We start from the raw sequence: 14,694 nt of genomic DNA on the forward strand, positions 1-14,694 counted from the left end.
CGCACAGGCAGCCGCCCTCGTTCATGGCAGCTTCGGCACGTCCGGCGGTGGGATCCGCTGACGGGATGCACGCACGATCGGCACCACCGACAGCAGGATCGCCGCCACGAGGCCGCCGATGGCGAGCAAACCCACCGGCGAGACCGTCACCATCGCCTCGGCCTCGAAGCCGCTGCCCGCGCGCATCCGGGCGCGGGCGGTCTGCGGCTCGGTCAGGCTGTCGACGATGCGGGCCACCGGTCTATCCTCAATCGTGCTCACGTCCGCCTGCGCCCATGTAAAGCTCGCTGCCGGTTTCCTTGAATACCGCGCTCATCTTTTGCATGCCGGCCTCGGCTTCCGCGCCGGCATCTTGCCCTTCGGCAAGCTGCCGAGGTTCGGGATCGCGATCTGCTCCCAGCAGATCGCTATTTGCTGCCCTGCCGGCAGCAAAATCCCGAACCTCCTGCGTGATCTTCATCGAGCAGAATTTGGGCCCGCACATCGAGCAGAAATGCGCGGTCTTGGCGCCTTCGGCCGGCAAGGTCTGGTCGTGATATTGCTCGGCCGTATCCGGGTCCAGCGACAGGTTGAACTGGTCGCGCCAGCGGAAGTCGAAGCGGGCGCGGCTGAGCGCGTCGTCGCGCAGCTTGGCGGCGGGGTGGCCCTTGGCGAGATCGGCGGCGTGGGCGGCGAGCTTGTAGGTGACGACGCCGACCTTGACGTCGTCGCGGTCGGGCAGCCCCAGATGCTCCTTGGGCGTAACGTAGCAGAGCATCGCCGTGCCGTACCAGCCGATCATCGCCGCGCCGATGCCGCTGGTGATATGGTCGTAGCCCGGCGCGATGTCGGTGGTGAGCGGCCCAAGCGTGTAGAAGGGTGCCTCGCCGCACGCCTCGAGCTGCTTTTCCATATTCTGCTTGATCTTGTGCATCGGCACATGGCCGGGGCCCTCGATCATCACCTGGACGTCCTGCGCCCAGGCGCGCTTGGTCAGCTCGCCCAAAGTATAGAGCTCGGCGAACTGGGCTTCGTCATTGGCGTCGGCGATCGATCCCGGGCGCAGGCCGTCACCAAGCGAATAGGCGATGTCGTACGCCTTCATGATCTCGGTGATCTCGTCGAACCGCTCGTACAGGAAGCTCTCGCGGTGATGCGACAGGCACCATTTCGCCATGATCGATCCGCCGCGGCTGACGATGCCGGTGACGCGCTTGGCGGTCATCGGGATGTAGGGCAGGCGCACGCCGGCATGGATCGTGAAATAGTCGACGCCCTGCTCGGCCTGCTCGATCAACGTGTCGCGGAAGATCTCCCAGGTAAGGTCCTCGGCGATGCCGCCGACCTTCTCCAGCGCCTGATAGATCGGCACGGTGCCGATCGGCACGGGCGAATTGCGGACGATCCATTCGCGCGTGTCGTGGATGTTGCGGCCGGTGGAGAGGTCCATCACCGTGTCCGCGCCCCAGCGGATCGACCACACCATCTTGTCGACCTCGGCGGCAACGTCGCTGGCGACCGCGCTGTTGCCGATATTGGCGTTGATCTTGACCAGGAAGTTGCGCCCGATCGCCATCGGCTCGCTCTCGGGATGGTTGATATTGTTGGGGATGATCGCGCGGCCGCGTGCGACCTCGCTGCGGACGAATTCGGGCGTCACGAAATCGGGGATTTCGGCGCCGAAATCCTCGCCGTCGCGCACCAGGTTGGCGATCGCCTCGCGCCCCGCATTCTCGCGGATCGCGACATATTCCATCTCGGGGGTGATGATGCCCTTGCGGGCATAATGCATCTGGCTGACATTGGCTCCGGCTTTGGCGCGCAGCACCTTGCGGCGGACATTGGGGAAGGGCTGGACGCCGCCCGAACGATCCGGGCCGAGCTGGCCGTTATCCTCGGGCTTCAATTCGCGCTGGTCGACTTCCTCGACATCGCCGCGTGCGCGGATCCAGTCGCGGCGCAATTCGCCGAGGCCCGCCATGATGTCGATGCGGGCATCGGGATCGGTGTAGGGGCCGGACGTGTCGTAGACGCGCAAAGGGTCTTCGTTGGCGCTCGGCTCCAGCACGATCTCGCGCATCTTCACGCCGAGCGGGCCGACATGGATCTTCCGCGATCCGCGGATCGGGCCGGTGGTGACGGCAAGTTCGGTGCGCGCTGGGATATCTGCCATGTCTCGTCTCCAATTGGGACGGAGAACCGGCGGACCGATCTCCCTCCCTACGCCGGTGTCAGCCGGATCAGGTTCGACGGGTCGCGAGGAACGCCTCGCCTCTCAGCCGCACGAGTCTCGCGGCCCCCCGGGGATACGCCTTCCTAGCGGCATCGCCGGGTGGCGGAAAGCGGCAAAGCCGCCGGCCGAACACGGCCCAAGCCAATTGCGCGCGAATTTAATTCGGCCCGCTACGGACCCAATCTGCGTGGGGTATCGTTGCATTCCCGTCACGAGACGTGGCGGGAGAGAGACAATGCGGATCAAGACCCTCGGTCTGGCGGCACTCGCCGGGCTCGCGCCGCTGGCGCTGGGCGGCTGCACGAGCGCTTATGGCGCGGATTATCGCGCCGAACATGAACGCGCTCCTTCCGGACCATATTATGCCGAAGAGCATTATCGCGACGGTCCCAACTATCAGGAACGACATTTGGGCCGGAACGATCAGGTCTATGCCGGCCGCGACGGGCGTTATTATTGCAAGCGTTCGGACGGCACCGCCGGCCTGATCGTCGGCGGCATCGCCGGCGGCGTGCTCGGCAATGCGATCGCGCCGGGCGGCTCCAAGACGCTCGGCACCCTGCTCGGCGCGGCCGGCGGTGCGGCGGTGGGCTCGTCGATCGACAAGGACAATGTACGCTGCCGTTGAACCGGCTGGCGTGAAGCTTGGGGTGGGCGCGAAGCCCGGTCGTCTAAGGACGGCCGGGTGACGCTGCGTCTTGCGTTGGTCCGGCCCCGTGCGCATGCTCAACCGACAAAGGATTTCGCCTTCATGCCATTGCCGCCGCCCGATCTGTCGACCCGCGAAGGGCTGGCACTTTATCGCGCCGAACTCGCCGGCGTCGCCAAGCCGTTGCGCTGGGGCGGGCTGACCCTGGTCATGCTGGGCGTGGTCCTGCTGTTCCAGACGCAGTCCGGCTGGCACAGCATGGCCGACCGCATGTTCGGCTTCGCGGGGATCGTGCTGATCTTGTTCGGCTGGGTGCTGATGATCGCGGGGATCGTCCGCCGCACCCGCTATCACAAGCAGCGGATGCAGGGCCTCTAAACCCGCGCTAAACCCGCGTCGCGAGCCCGAACTTCATCAGGAAAGCCGCGCCCATCACCACCATCCGCGGGTCCTGATCGGGAAAGGCGGCGCACAGATCGGCCATCGTGACCGGCGCGGCGGCGAGCTGCGCCAGCATCCGATCGAGTATGGCGGGCGCGGGGACCGCACGCCGCACGAGCACCGCCGCCTCGAAACCGCCCGGAATGGCGTTGACGCTGTCCGTCAGTCCCGTGGCGATCAACCGGGTCGCGCTGTCGAGGCGTGCGGTCGGATAGCCGCCGAACAGGTGGGTCGGGTCCATCCGCGCCGGATTGGCGGGGCCGTTGCCGCGCGGTGCGCGCTCAGGCGCGTGGGTGCGGATTTCGGTCAGCTGGTCGATCAGGCCGCGATAGGCGCCGATCACCACCCGCCAGTCGAACAGGGCCTGCGCCCGTACGCGCCCGGCCTCGCCCATCCGCTGCCGCAAATCCGGATCGGCGGCCAGCGCCGAGAAGGCGCGCGCGGCCTGGCCGACATCGATCGCGGTCATCTGGGCGACGCTGCCGATGTAGAAATGATAATCGTCCTGGGCGAAGGCGTGGCGCCGCGCGAGCAGTTCGGCCGCGCCGCGGCTGGGCAGGATCGAGTCGATCAGGAAACCGGTCACGTCATGTTCGATCGTGTCGCGCAGCCCGTCCCAGTCGCTGCCGACCACGGGCAGGCCCGCCGCCATCGCCTCGACCGGCGCGAGGCCGAAGCTTTCCTGGATATTGTCGGACAGCAAGGTGAAGATGTCGGCGGCGGAGCGGACGCTGCCCGCGTCGGCGCGCGCGCCATCGACGAAATGGGTGGTGATCGTGTCGGCGAAGGCGGCGGCAAGATCGCGGAAGGTCTCGGCCTGGCCGGGATTGATCGGCTGCCCGGCAAAGATCAGATGCAGCCGCCGATCGCTGGTCTCGGCCGCCTGACGCAGCGCGAGATAGAGCGGTTGCGGATGCGCCTTCAGATGGAACGCCATCCGTCCGAACTGGAGCACCGCGACATCGTCCGCGCCGATGCCAAGCTCGGCCCGCCAGCGCGCGCGCTGGGCGGGATCGTGCGCGAAGCCGGCGCAGTCCACGCCGAGCGGGATGATCGGCAATTCGGGGCCGGTGCAGGTGGTCGCGCCGAGGCGCGCGGCCAGAAAGGCGCTATGTTCCGCCAGCATCGTCCGCACCACATTGCGGACCGCGCGCGACGTGCAGATCAGCGCGTCCCACGGCTGAACCGGGCTGGTCAGGATCTCGGCCAGACGGTCGGCGGCGAGATGGCTGGAAATGGTATGGGTGATGCCGACGATGCTCCATGCATCCTGCCGGAACCAGCGCCGCTCCCATGCCTGCCGCGCGAGCGAGGGATCCCCCAGCCACAAGGTGCCGGCGTCGATCAGCGGCGCGAAATTCTCGACCCCCGCCACCGCGATCGGCGCGGTCGCGCGCAGCTCGCGCGCATGCGCCACGAACGCCTTGGCATCGGCGCGATTATGGACCCACGCGGTCAGCGGATCGGCGTCGGCATGGTCAATCCACGCCTTGAGGAAGGTCTCGCCGGCCATGCGGCGGCCCATCATCTCGCCGACCCGCGTGTCGAACGATTCCGCCGAATATTGAAGGGCGGCGCGCGCCGGCACAGGCCCGGGTCTCAGTCCGCCGGCGCGGCGAGCGGCACGGGAGGCTTGGGCGCGGGCGTCAGCAAGGCGGCGGTCTCGATCCGGTCGAGCGCGTTGCGCGCCAGAACATAGCGGCGAGCCAAAGCGAGCCAGTCGTTGGCGCGCGCCGCGCCCGGCATCCGCGCGATCTCGGCGGCGGCGGTGTCGACCTGGCCCTGCTCCAGCGCATGATCGGCGCGGGCGAGACGGTCGGTCGGGATGGTCGACGGCTGATCGACCTTGCGCACCACGAACAGGGTGGCGAGCTCATGCTTGAAGCCCTGCCACGCGCCCTCGTCGGAACTCTGCGTGACGAGCGCGGGATGGAGCGCGGCCAGGCCGTCCTGCAATTGGGCGAGCGTCACCGGGCGCTGCGAAACCGCGATGATCTGCGCGACCGCGGCCGCGTCGGAGCCGCCAAACCGTTCGCGCAGCATGCCTTCGATATAACCGAGCGGCTGGCCGCGATCGAGCGCGCGGCGCGCGGCGAAGGCGACCAGCAGGCCCTCGGCGCGGTCGGCGTCGCCCGAGGCTTCGGTGGCGCGCGCGTCGATCGAATCGATCCGCGATTCGATCGCGGCGACGCGCTCGTCGAGCGCGGGATCGCCCGGGGCTGAGGTGGGCAATGCGGCCAGTGAACGCGGCGCGGGCTGCGGGCTGTTCACCACCGGCTGGGCGGCGGACACGGGATGGACGAGTTTATCGAGGCTGGTCCAGTGGCGCAGCGCCAGCGTCGTCGCGACGATGCCCAACAGGAAGGTGATCAGCAACAGCGTCAGCGGCCAGAAGAAGCCGCGCCGCTTTTGTGTCCCGTAATAATCGCGCTGGTCCATTTCACCGCTTCTCGCACAGACGGGCCGCCGCCGCCAACAGGGCACCGTCATGCGGCGCTTCGGCGATCGCGATCTCGCGCCATTGCCCTTGTGCGGCAGCCGGGCTGATCGCCACGATCGCGATGGTGGCGGGGTCGATCCCCGCCTCGCCGAGCAAGGCTGTGAAGACACTGGCGGCGCGCGGCGAATGAAGCAGCACGACCGCGTCGCGCGCCAGCGCGGCGAGCGCGGCGGCGGGCAAAGCGGCGACCGGATCGGCGGCGTAGACGATCCGCCGCGTGATCGGGAAAGGCGCGTCGGCGAGCACGCGATGCTCGCGCCCGGCCAGATGCAAGGGATGCGCGATATTGTCCTTCGCCATCGTGACCACCAAAGAAGCCGCGTCGTCCGATCCGGCACGGATATCCGTGAAACCCGCCTCGATCGCGGCGTGGGCGGTGACTTCACCAACGGCATAAGCCGGCAGGTGGCGGTAGGAAGCGAGCGCCGCGCCCGCTTCGCGCACCGCGTTGGCGCTGGTCAGCATCAGCGCGTCATGGCCGGTCGGATCGGGGGCGTCCCACGCCACCGGCACGATCGCGAAGATCGGCGCCGCGATCGCCTGGAAGCCGGCGGCGGTGGCGCGGGCCAGGGTGGCGGCGGCGCCCGGTTCGGGCCGCACCACGAGCAAAGGCCTCATGCCGCGAACAAGGCCCGCAGCGCGGGCGCGGCCCGACCGAGCAGATCGCGGGCGAGCGCGGCGGGGGCCGTGTCGTCGCCGATCGCGAATCGGCTTTCGCCCGCTTCGCACAGGGTACCATCCTCGCTCAAAATCTCGGCGCGAAGCTGGATGTGCGTGCCGTCGACCCGGGCGAGCGCGGCGACCGGCGAATGGCAGTCGGCGCCAAGCGCGAACAGCAAGGCGCGCTCGGCCAGCACGCAGGCGCTGGTCGGGTCGTGATCGATCGCGGCGAGCAGGGCCAATGTCTCCAGATCGCCGGCGCGCGCCTCGATCCCGACCGCGCCCTGCGCGGGGGCAGGCAACAGATCGTCGAGCGCAACGCCGATGTCGCCGCGCCCGAGCCGGTCGAGCCCGGCGGCGGCAAGCAAGGTCGCGTCCGCCTCGCCCTCGGCCAGCTTGCGCAGGCGCGTGTCGACATTGCCGCGGAACAGCAGGATCCGCGCGTCGGGCCGTGCGCGGCGGACTTGCGCGGCGCGGCGCGGCGACGATGTGCCGACCCGCGCATTGGCCGGCAGCGCGGCCAGGCTGTCCGCCCCGATCAGCCGGTCGCGCGTATCGGCGCGCGGCGGCATCGCGGCGATCACGATCTCCGGCGGCCGGATCGTCTCGACATCCTTCATCGAATGGACCGCGAAATCGATCTCATGATCGAGCAAGGCGCGGTCGAGTTCCTTGGTCCACAGCGCCTTGCCGCCAATCTCGGCGAGCGCGCGATCCTGGACCTTGTCGCCGGTGGTGCGGATCGGCACGATTTCGACCGCATAAGTCGGCCAGCCGTGCGCCGCGCGCAGGGCGTCGGCGACCATTTCTGCCTGCCACAAAGCGAGCGGCGATCCGCGCGTGCCGAGGCGAAGAGGTCGTGCCATGCGCGCCTTCTAGCTGGACAGGCCCGAAAGCCAATGCGACGGATCGAGCGCGCGATCCAAAATGTCCCTCGCGTACGTTCACCAACAAATATAACGCCACCGTAACGATCGAGTCTGCTTGAGCGGGCCCGCGTCGGGGAGGGCGTTCGTGATCAGTTACCGGCTCTATTGCCTCAAGGACGGGCGCATCATCAGCACGGCCTTGTTCGAAGCGGAGGACGACGTTGCCGCGATCGAGGCCGCGCATGCGCGCGGCAGCCGGATCGATTGCGAATTATGGTGCGACAGCCGGCTGGTGGCGTTCATCCCGGCGGCGGCGCCCGAGCAGGATTGAGCGCAAACCGCGGGGGCGGCGAGACATTCCCGCCGCCCCGGACAAGGCTTATTGGCTGAGGATGCTGGCGATCAGGCCGGTCGCGGCGGCGACGAGCAGAAAGTCGCCGCTGTTATTGTTCTCGCGCACCCACTGATAGCCGCGCGGCGGTGCCCGCAGGCCGCGCTTGTTCCAGTCGCTGACGACATAGCGGCGCTGCGCGGGGGCAAGGCGCTGGCCCCGCTGCCAATGATGGCCGTGCGAGGCCTTCTGCTCATGCCAGGCCGGGCGCTGCGGACCGCGCTGCTGACCGTGCTGATCGTGGTTCGGGCGCGCCACCGCGACGCTTGCGGACGATGCCAGAATGCCCGCCAACAAGGCGGCTTTGAGTGCGATTTTCATGAGATTTCCTCTTCTTAACCTACATCAAGACGCATGCCGGCTGTCGAGGTTCCGCACGGGCCCTGGTCGACGCTGCGGCTACAGGTCCTTGCGATAGACGATGAAGCCCGAGCACTCCGCCACGCGATCGTAGAGCGATCGGGCGGTGAGGTTGGTCTCATGGGTGTGCCAGTGGACGCGCGCCGCACCGGCGGCTTCGGCACGATCGTATACGGCGCGGATCAGCGCTTGCCCGACGCCGCGCCCGCGCGCCTCCGCGCCGGTGAAGATGTCCTGCAGATAGCAGATCGGTCCGATCATCGTGGTGCTGCGATGGAACAGGAAATGCGCCAGCCCGATCAGCCGTCCTTCGTCCTCCGCGACGATGCCGTGCACGGGTTCGGCGGGGTCGAAGAAGCGCTCCCAGAGAGTCTCGCTTATGGTCTCGGGCAGGGCGGTCGCGCCGCTTCGGCCGTAGAATTCATTATAGCCGTCCCATAGCGGCAACCATTGGCGGTGGTCGGCGCGGGCGATGTCGCGGATTGTAATGTCCGGCATAGGTTTTCCTGTCAGCTGAGGTCGGGCAGGCGCCAGTCGATCGGCTTCTGCCCGTGCGCCTTCAGGAAAGCGTTGGCCTTCGAGAAATGGCCGCAGCCGAAGAAGCCGCCATAGGCCGACAAGGGGGAGGGATGCACGGCCTTGAGCACGAGGTGGCGGCCGCCCTTGTCGACGCTGTCGACGAACGCGGCCTTCTTCTGCGCGTAGCTGCCCCACAGCATGAACACGACCGGTTCGGGCCGCGCGTTGATCAGGCGGATGACCGCGTCGGTGAACCGCTCCCAGCCGCGCCCTTGATGCGACGCCGCCATGCCCATCTGCACGGTCAGCACCGCGTTCAAGAGCAGCACGCCCTGTTCGGCCCAATGTTCGAGGAAGCCGTGGCGCGCGGGCGGGATGCCGAGATCACTCTCCAGCTCCTTGTAGATATTGACCAGGCTCGGCGGGGTGCGGACGCCGGGCTGGACCGAAAAGCACAGGCCATGCGCCTGGTTTTCGCCATGATAGGGATCCTGGCCCAGGATCACGACGCGGACATTCTCCAAGGGCGTCAGATCGAGCGCGCGGAACCAGTTGCTCGATTTTGGGAAGATGTGCTTGCCGGCCGCCTTCTCAGCGACGAGGAAGCTCCGCAGCGCCTGCATATAGGGATCGTCGAACTCGCTGCGCAGCGGTTCGAGCCAGCTCGGGTGCAGCTTCACGTCGCCCATTGGTTCCTCCGCGTCCGCGATGTCCGAGTGGGCGGGCAGGGTCAATCGGCTAGACGCATCCCGCGGACGGGCAATCGAAGGCGAGCGGGCAGTGCGCGCAATTGGGTGCCTCGGGCCGGCAGAAGAGCTGGCCCAGCCGCTTGGTTGCGACGTGGAACAGTAGGAAGTCGTCGCCGTCCCAATCGGACGCGCCGGCGGTGACCTGCTCGCTCGCCATCCGGATATCCGCATGCGGACCGACGAAGCCGAGGCGCTGCATCACGCGCAGGACATGCGTGTCGACGATGAATACCCGCCGTCCAAGTCTGCTGCCGTTGAGTGTCGCCGCCGCAACCTTGCGGCCGACGCCCATCAAGCGTTCGAGCCAGGCCAGCGCCGCCTCCAGCGGAATCGCGCCCAGGAAATCCAGATCGAAATTGGGCCGCTCGCGCGCGATCTGTGCCATGCTGGCCGCCAGCCACTGCGCCTTGGCTTCGGCAAAGTTCACCTCGGCAATTGCCCGCCGGATCGCCGCGGGTGTCGCCCGCGCCAGCGAGGCGGGCGACGGGAAACGTCGGCACAGCCGGTGATAGGCCGCCAGCGACACGGCATCGAGCGTGCGCCCGCTGATCAGGGATTTGACGAGCGCGCCGATCGGTGACCGTCGCGGCGGTAGCTCGACCCGGACGAGCAGCGGCTGGAGCGCGGCGCGCCAGCGCTGGAGATCGGCGGAAGCGAAGTCGAATCGCTGTTGCATCACGTTCTCATAATAGAACATAAGGAGAACATATCAACAGCGATTCGCGGGAAGGCGATGCGATGTCGACGATGCTTGCCCAGGCGCCCTTTGCGGCCAACCATAGCCTGTTCTTCGCGGTCCGGCCGGCGGAGGAGGAGCGGGCGCGGATCGGCGATCTGATCGCGTCGCTGCGGATCGGCGGCGTGCCGATGCGGCTCGATCGGTTGCACATCACGACGCTGTCGCTGGTGCTGAACGACGTTCTGCCGGACGGGCTGGCGCAGGAGGCGACGGAGATCGCGGCGTCGATCCGGATGCCGGCGTTCCGCGTGATCTTCGACCGGCTGGTCGGGGGCAACCGATCGGCGTTGCTGCTGCCGAGCGAGCCCCTCGAAGCCTTGCGCATGTTCCGCGAACGATTGGGCTTCGCGCTGATGCGCGCGGGCATCGCGTTCGAGCAAAGCGGGCGCTTCACCCCGCATGTGACCCTGCTCTATGGCGGCCAGCCGATGCCTGAGATCGAGATCGAACCGATCAGCTGGCTGGTTGAGGATTTCGTGCTGATCGACAGCTTCATCGGCGAGACGAAGCATGTGGAGGTGGGACGCTGGCCGCTGCGGAGCTAGCCGTGGACGTTGTGGGCGAGAGTGTCCGCTATTGGTGGAAAGCGGTCATTAGGTCTCCAAGTCTCAGAACGAGCCGTCGTCCCGTCACAGTCTGGCATTCTGAGCGTTTGACGGTACGTTAACAGAGTGAAATTTTGGTCGGCCCTCACAAGAGCGTTGCTCATTTTTTGCCGTGCTGATCTGGGTAGCTTTGGCCGCTTGGGATAGACTTGTTCCTTACGGCAAGCCGATTGATGATCTTCAGGCATTAGATGGTTGCTATGAGGGCGAAGGGCTGCCCGACTTCATGCGCCCGCCGCGGCATTGGATCTTTTTTATCGATCACGGGGTAATCTTAGATCGCGACGGTCGTCACATATCGAGAATACGTTTTGCCGGTACCAAGGCGAATATGACAGTTGTCGTATTTTCGCCGGGCATTCTCATCACCGGCAAGCCTTCAACCGTGCAAAGCGGCGATACCTTCGCGGGAAAGGCGTTTGTCAGACGCAGCATCATTAGCATCGCGCTGGAGGACGACTGGGGAAATGTGATGCAGAAGACATCGTGTAGCTAGCTGCTGGCAATGTCCGCCATTGGGTTGGTAGCGGACCTTCCGACGGGTTTTCTTGCCTGTTCGTGACCTCGTCCTTGTACTGTCCGCCCGGACCGAATGTCTTCGGTTACGCAAGCCGTGGATGGGGGTGGGAATATGGACCGGATCAATCGTCGCGAATTCGTAGCCACCGCCGCGGCCATCGGCGCGACGATCCTGTGGGCCAGGCGGACGGCCGCTGCTTCGCGTATCGCCTGGCGCGAAGACCGGTCCGCCTATCCCGAAGGCGTGGCCTCAGGCGATCCGGCGCCCGATAGTGTTATCCTGTGGACGCGCCGGCCTTTTGCCGGGGTGGATCGCGCGATGCTGACCGCAGAAGTCGCGCTCGATCCCGATTTCCGGCAGGTGATCGCCGCGAAGACGGTGCCGGTCCTGGCCGAGGCGGACTGGACTTGCCGCTTGCTGGTCGCCGGGCTGCGGCCCGCGACAACCTATTGGTATCGCTTCACGGACGAGAGCGGCCACGGCAGCCGGGTCGGCCGGACCATCACCGCACCCGGCGACGACGATCCGCGCACCGTCCGCTTCGCCTTCGTGTCCTGCCAGAGCGTCAACGAAGGCGCACAGAACGCCTATCGCCGCATGATCTGGGAAGATGAAAAGGCGCCGCCGGAACAGCGGCTCGGCTTCGTGCTCCATCTCGGCGATTTCATCTACGAGGTCGTCGAATATCCCGACGAGGTACCGACCCGCTACGACCGCACCGTCTATGACATCGGCCGCATTCCCGACGCGCGCAAGGTCAGCAACTTCCACGTGCCGACGACGCTCGACGGCTACCGCATGGTCTATCGCGCGCACATTCACGATCCCGACGTGCAGGATGCGCGCGCGCATTTCCCGTTCATCTGCATCGGCGATAATCACGAATTCTCGTGGCAGGGCTGGCAGAGCTTTATCACCTATGGTGGCGGCGAGCCCGAACCCGCGCAGCCGCTGCGCGTCGCCGCCAACCAGGCCTGGTGGGAATATATCCCGGCGCGCGTGCGCAAGGCGTCCGGCCCCGGCCTCGATCGCTTCGCGGGGCCCACGGTGACCAAGGCGCCGATCACCAAGCTCGACGCGGACGGCTTCGGCGACGAGCCCAATAACCGCACCGCGATCGGCAGCATGACGTCCTATCGCGCGCAGCGTTACGGCCGCCATGTCGACCTGATCCTGACCGACTTCCACAGCTACAAGATGCGCGATCCCTTCGGCCGGCCGGAGGCGAACGATCTCGGCTTCGAGGACTTCCCCATGTTCCAGCCGCAAGAGCAGGTGGAAATCCTTGACGGCGGGCGCGATTATAACGGCAATCGCCCGCCCGCCATGATCCCGAACGGCACCAAGCCCGTCCCCAATTTCCGCAAGGACGAGGCCCCCTACACCGTGCTCGGCCGCACCCAGAAGGCTTGGCTCAAGGATCGGCTGAAAGGCTCGACCGCGACCTGGAAGATCTGGGGCGCGACCAACGCCACGCTCGACATGCGCACCGATCCGCAGAACCTGCCCAAGGGCATTTCAAAGCCTTGGCTGGGGGAGGGCTATGCCACGTTCGGCAGCGGCGAATTCAGCTCGGCCTTTGCCGAACGCGCCGAACTCTACGACTTCGTCCGCGACGGCGGTATCGACGGCTTCGTCGCGGTTTCCGGCGACCGCCACAGCTTCTGGGCGGGCTATGCGGCCAAGGCGCTGCCGCCCCAGAAATTCGAACCGGTCGGTCTCGCCTTCGTCACCGGATCGATCTCGGCCCCCGGCATGGCCGAGTCGCTTGAGCATGGGCACAGCAAGGATCCGCTACGCCCGATCTTCACGGTCGAACGCGCGGACGGGACCAAGGAAACGACGGTCAATATCGCGATCAAGCGCGGGGTCCGCGCCGCCTGGGAATATGCACAGTCGGGCGACATCGAACGCGCCCGCGCGCTCACCAACCCCGACGTCGCCCCGCATCTGGAATTCGTCGACATGGGTGGCCACGGTTACTCGGTGGTGACCGCAGGGCCTGACGCGATCGAGACCGAATTCGTCTGCATCCCCCGCCCGATCGCCCGCGCGGAAACGCCGGACGGCGGTCCGATCCGCTATCGCGTGGTCCATCGGGCGGCGCGGTGGCGTGGCGGCAAGCCGGTACTGGAACAGCGTATCCTGGAGGGCGATCCGAAGCTTTCGGTCTAGCCTGGCGTGATCAGGATTTGCCGGCCCGATCGCCATATTCCCAATCGTACGGGACGCCGGTGTCGCCGAGGATCAGGTGGACGAGATCGGCGAAGCCGGCCTCCGCGCGCACGTCGTTCGACAGGATCAGCACGCACTTCCGGCTCTTTTCGAGGCAGACCAGCGTGTTCGCGGTCTGGCCGTCATGCCCGCCCTTGAAGAAACCGGGACCCTGCGGCCCGACGAAGGTGACGACGCCGAGCCCCGCATAGAGATCCTTGCGCTGGCGATCGGCCGGAAGCGCGGTCCCGAAGTTGGGGAATTGGTGCGCGGTATCGATATGGAGCGAGGGCTTGAGCATTTCCGCATAGGATGCCGCGCTCAGCCCATCGTGCCGGGTGAGCGCCGCGACGAATTTCGACAGATCGGCGATGGTCGTGTCCATCGATCCGGCGACGCGGACCTTGGACCGCTCGTCATGCTCCTGGATCTCGCCCTTGTCGTTGAAGCCGTCGGCCAGATTGGGCCGGAAATCGGGCCGCCATTTCAGGCTGGTGCGGGTCATGCCCAGCCGGTCGAACGTGGCTTGGGTGAGCGTGCCCAGATCGAGGCCCAGACCCCGATCCTTGCGTCCATTCTCGATCACGAACTGCAGCAGGCTCATGCCTTCGCCGGAGTAGCTGAAATGCGTGCCCGGATCGAAATGGATGCGCAATTTCTGGTCCGGCTCGATGAACCAGAAATTCGCGAAACCGGTCGAATGGGTCAGCACGTTGCGGGCGGTGATCCGCTTCCAGCGCGGATCGCCGGCGAGGTCGCGATAGGGCCCGTATTTGTCCGGATAAATTGCGTTCGTGTCATAGTCCGTCAGCGGCTTGTCGAGATAGTCGCCAAGCGGCGTGTCGAGCGCGAGCTTCCCCTGATCGACCAGCTGCAGGACGTGGTAGGCAAAGACGGTCTTGGTCAGCGACGCGCCATACATGACGGTATCCGGGCGCAGCGGATCGCCCTGCGCGTTGCGGACGCCATAGGCCTGGACGTAGCGGACCCGCCCGCCGTCGATGATTGCCAGCGCAAGCCCCTTGGCGCCGGTATTCGCCATCAGCGTGTGAACCGCGGCATCGACGGAAGAAGTCTGCGCGACAGGCATTGTTCGGCTCATCGACGCCGCCGCCGAAAACAGGAGAAGGAAAGGGGCGAGACATAGCTTGATCGAGGGCATTGTCGGCTCCTTCGTTTTAGTTTTGCCGCTTCCTGAGCTGGTGCCAAACGAACCAGACGATACCCAGCACGAGCAGGCCGATCACCGCCGCGTCGGCCTTGTGC

17 protein-coding genes and 1 riboswitch are annotated in these 14,694 nt (G+C 66.6%); of the genes, 6 read left to right on the forward strand and 11 right to left on the reverse strand.

Annotation, left to right across the window (positions count from 1 at the left end; genetic code table 11):
- Positions 1–21: 21 nt before the first annotated feature.
- Positions 22–261, reverse strand: coding sequence for a hypothetical protein (locus VK533_RS16485; protein WP_324379715.1), 240 nt, complete (start codon positions 259–261; stop codon positions 22–24).
- Positions 248–2,152 (reverse strand): phosphomethylpyrimidine synthase ThiC, encoded by a 1,905-nt coding sequence (thiC, locus tag VK533_RS16490; protein WP_324379717.1) that lies wholly within the window; start codon positions 2,150–2,152, stop codon positions 248–250. Before thiC ends, VK533_RS16485 begins: the two co-directional genes overlap by 14 nt.
- 27 nt (positions 2,153–2,179) lie before the next feature.
- A riboswitch (TPP riboswitch) is annotated at positions 2,180–2,292 on the reverse strand.
- Between the two features lie 155 nt (positions 2,293–2,447).
- Here thiC and VK533_RS16495 point away from each other — a divergent pair.
- Complete coding sequence (locus VK533_RS16495) at positions 2,448–2,840, forward strand: glycine zipper 2TM domain-containing protein (RefSeq protein ID WP_324379719.1); 393 nt, start codon at positions 2,448–2,450, stop codon at positions 2,838–2,840.
- A gap of 123 nt (positions 2,841–2,963) precedes the next feature.
- Positions 2,964–3,239, forward strand: coding sequence for a hypothetical protein (locus VK533_RS16500; RefSeq protein WP_324379721.1), 276 nt, complete (start codon positions 2,964–2,966; stop codon positions 3,237–3,239).
- Between the two features lie 7 nt (positions 3,240–3,246).
- Here the strand turns inward: VK533_RS16500 and VK533_RS16505 are convergent, their stop codons facing one another.
- The 4 genes from VK533_RS16505 to hemC are packed head-to-tail and all read right to left on the reverse strand — an operon-like array spanning position 3,247 to position 7,328.
- Complete coding sequence (locus tag VK533_RS16505; RefSeq protein ID WP_324379722.1) at positions 3,247–4,890, reverse strand: glycosyltransferase family 4 protein; 1,644 nt, start codon at positions 4,888–4,890, stop codon at positions 3,247–3,249.
- Positions 4,891–4,901: 11 nt separating this feature from the next.
- Entirely contained in the window at positions 4,902–5,741 is an 840-nt protein-coding gene (locus tag VK533_RS16510; protein WP_324379724.1) for a hypothetical protein, read from the reverse strand.
- A 1-nt stretch (position 5,742) separates the two neighbouring features.
- A complete protein-coding gene (locus VK533_RS16515; protein WP_324379726.1) occupies positions 5,743–6,420 on the reverse strand; it encodes a uroporphyrinogen-III synthase in 678 nt (225 codons plus the stop codon).
- Positions 6,417–7,328, reverse strand: a complete 912-nt coding sequence (gene hemC / locus VK533_RS16520; protein WP_324379728.1) for a hydroxymethylbilane synthase — start codon at positions 7,326–7,328, stop codon at positions 6,417–6,419. The genes VK533_RS16515 and hemC overlap by 4 nt, the downstream gene beginning before the upstream one ends.
- A 148-nt stretch (positions 7,329–7,476) precedes the next feature.
- Between hemC and VK533_RS16525 the strand changes: the two genes are divergently transcribed.
- Complete coding sequence (locus VK533_RS16525) at positions 7,477–7,662, forward strand: hypothetical protein (protein ID WP_324379730.1); 186 nt, start codon at positions 7,477–7,479, stop codon at positions 7,660–7,662.
- Between the two features lie 48 nt (positions 7,663–7,710).
- Here the strand turns inward: VK533_RS16525 and VK533_RS16530 are convergent, their stop codons facing one another.
- The 4 genes from VK533_RS16530 to VK533_RS16545 form a co-directional block, all read right to left on the reverse strand.
- Positions 7,711–8,043, reverse strand: a complete 333-nt coding sequence (locus VK533_RS16530; protein WP_324379732.1) for an RcnB family protein — start codon at positions 8,041–8,043, stop codon at positions 7,711–7,713.
- 78 nt (positions 8,044–8,121) lie between these two features.
- Entirely contained in the window at positions 8,122–8,580 is a 459-nt protein-coding gene (locus VK533_RS16535; protein ID WP_324379734.1) for a GNAT family N-acetyltransferase, read from the reverse strand.
- Positions 8,581–8,591: 11 nt separating this feature from the next.
- Positions 8,592–9,290 (reverse strand): uracil-DNA glycosylase, encoded by a 699-nt coding sequence (ung, locus tag VK533_RS16540; RefSeq protein ID WP_324379736.1) that lies wholly within the window; start codon positions 9,288–9,290, stop codon positions 8,592–8,594.
- Positions 9,291–9,339: 49 nt separating this feature from the next.
- Complete coding sequence (locus tag VK533_RS16545) at positions 9,340–10,026, reverse strand: hypothetical protein (protein ID WP_324379738.1); 687 nt, start codon at positions 10,024–10,026, stop codon at positions 9,340–9,342.
- Positions 10,027–10,088: 62 nt separating this feature from the next.
- Between VK533_RS16545 and VK533_RS16550 the strand changes: the two genes are divergently transcribed.
- From VK533_RS16550 to VK533_RS16560, 3 genes are all read left to right on the forward strand, one after another.
- Positions 10,089–10,634 carry a 2'-5' RNA ligase family protein gene (locus VK533_RS16550; RefSeq protein WP_324379740.1) on the forward strand — a complete coding sequence of 182 codons (546 nt, stop codon included), beginning with the start codon at positions 10,089–10,091 and terminating at the stop codon, positions 10,632–10,634.
- A gap of 172 nt (positions 10,635–10,806) precedes the next feature.
- The gene (locus VK533_RS16555; RefSeq protein WP_324379742.1) at positions 10,807–11,190 is read left to right on the forward strand and encodes a hypothetical protein; all 384 of its coding nucleotides are present in this window, start codon (positions 10,807–10,809) and stop codon (positions 11,188–11,190) included.
- Positions 11,191–11,325: 135 nt separating this feature from the next.
- Positions 11,326–13,389, forward strand: a complete 2,064-nt coding sequence (locus tag VK533_RS16560; RefSeq protein WP_324379745.1) for an alkaline phosphatase D family protein — start codon at positions 11,326–11,328, stop codon at positions 13,387–13,389.
- Between the two features lie 10 nt (positions 13,390–13,399).
- On the opposite strand, the gene VK533_RS16565 is transcribed toward VK533_RS16560, so the two are convergent.
- Complete coding sequence (locus tag VK533_RS16565; RefSeq protein WP_324379747.1) at positions 13,400–14,518, reverse strand: serine hydrolase domain-containing protein; 1,119 nt, start codon at positions 14,516–14,518, stop codon at positions 13,400–13,402.
- Positions 14,519–14,694 lie beyond the last annotated feature (176 nt).

Source organism: Sphingomonas sp. (assembly GCF_035317925.1).
GTDB lineage: Bacteria > Pseudomonadota > Alphaproteobacteria > Sphingomonadales > Sphingomonadaceae > Sphingomonas_I.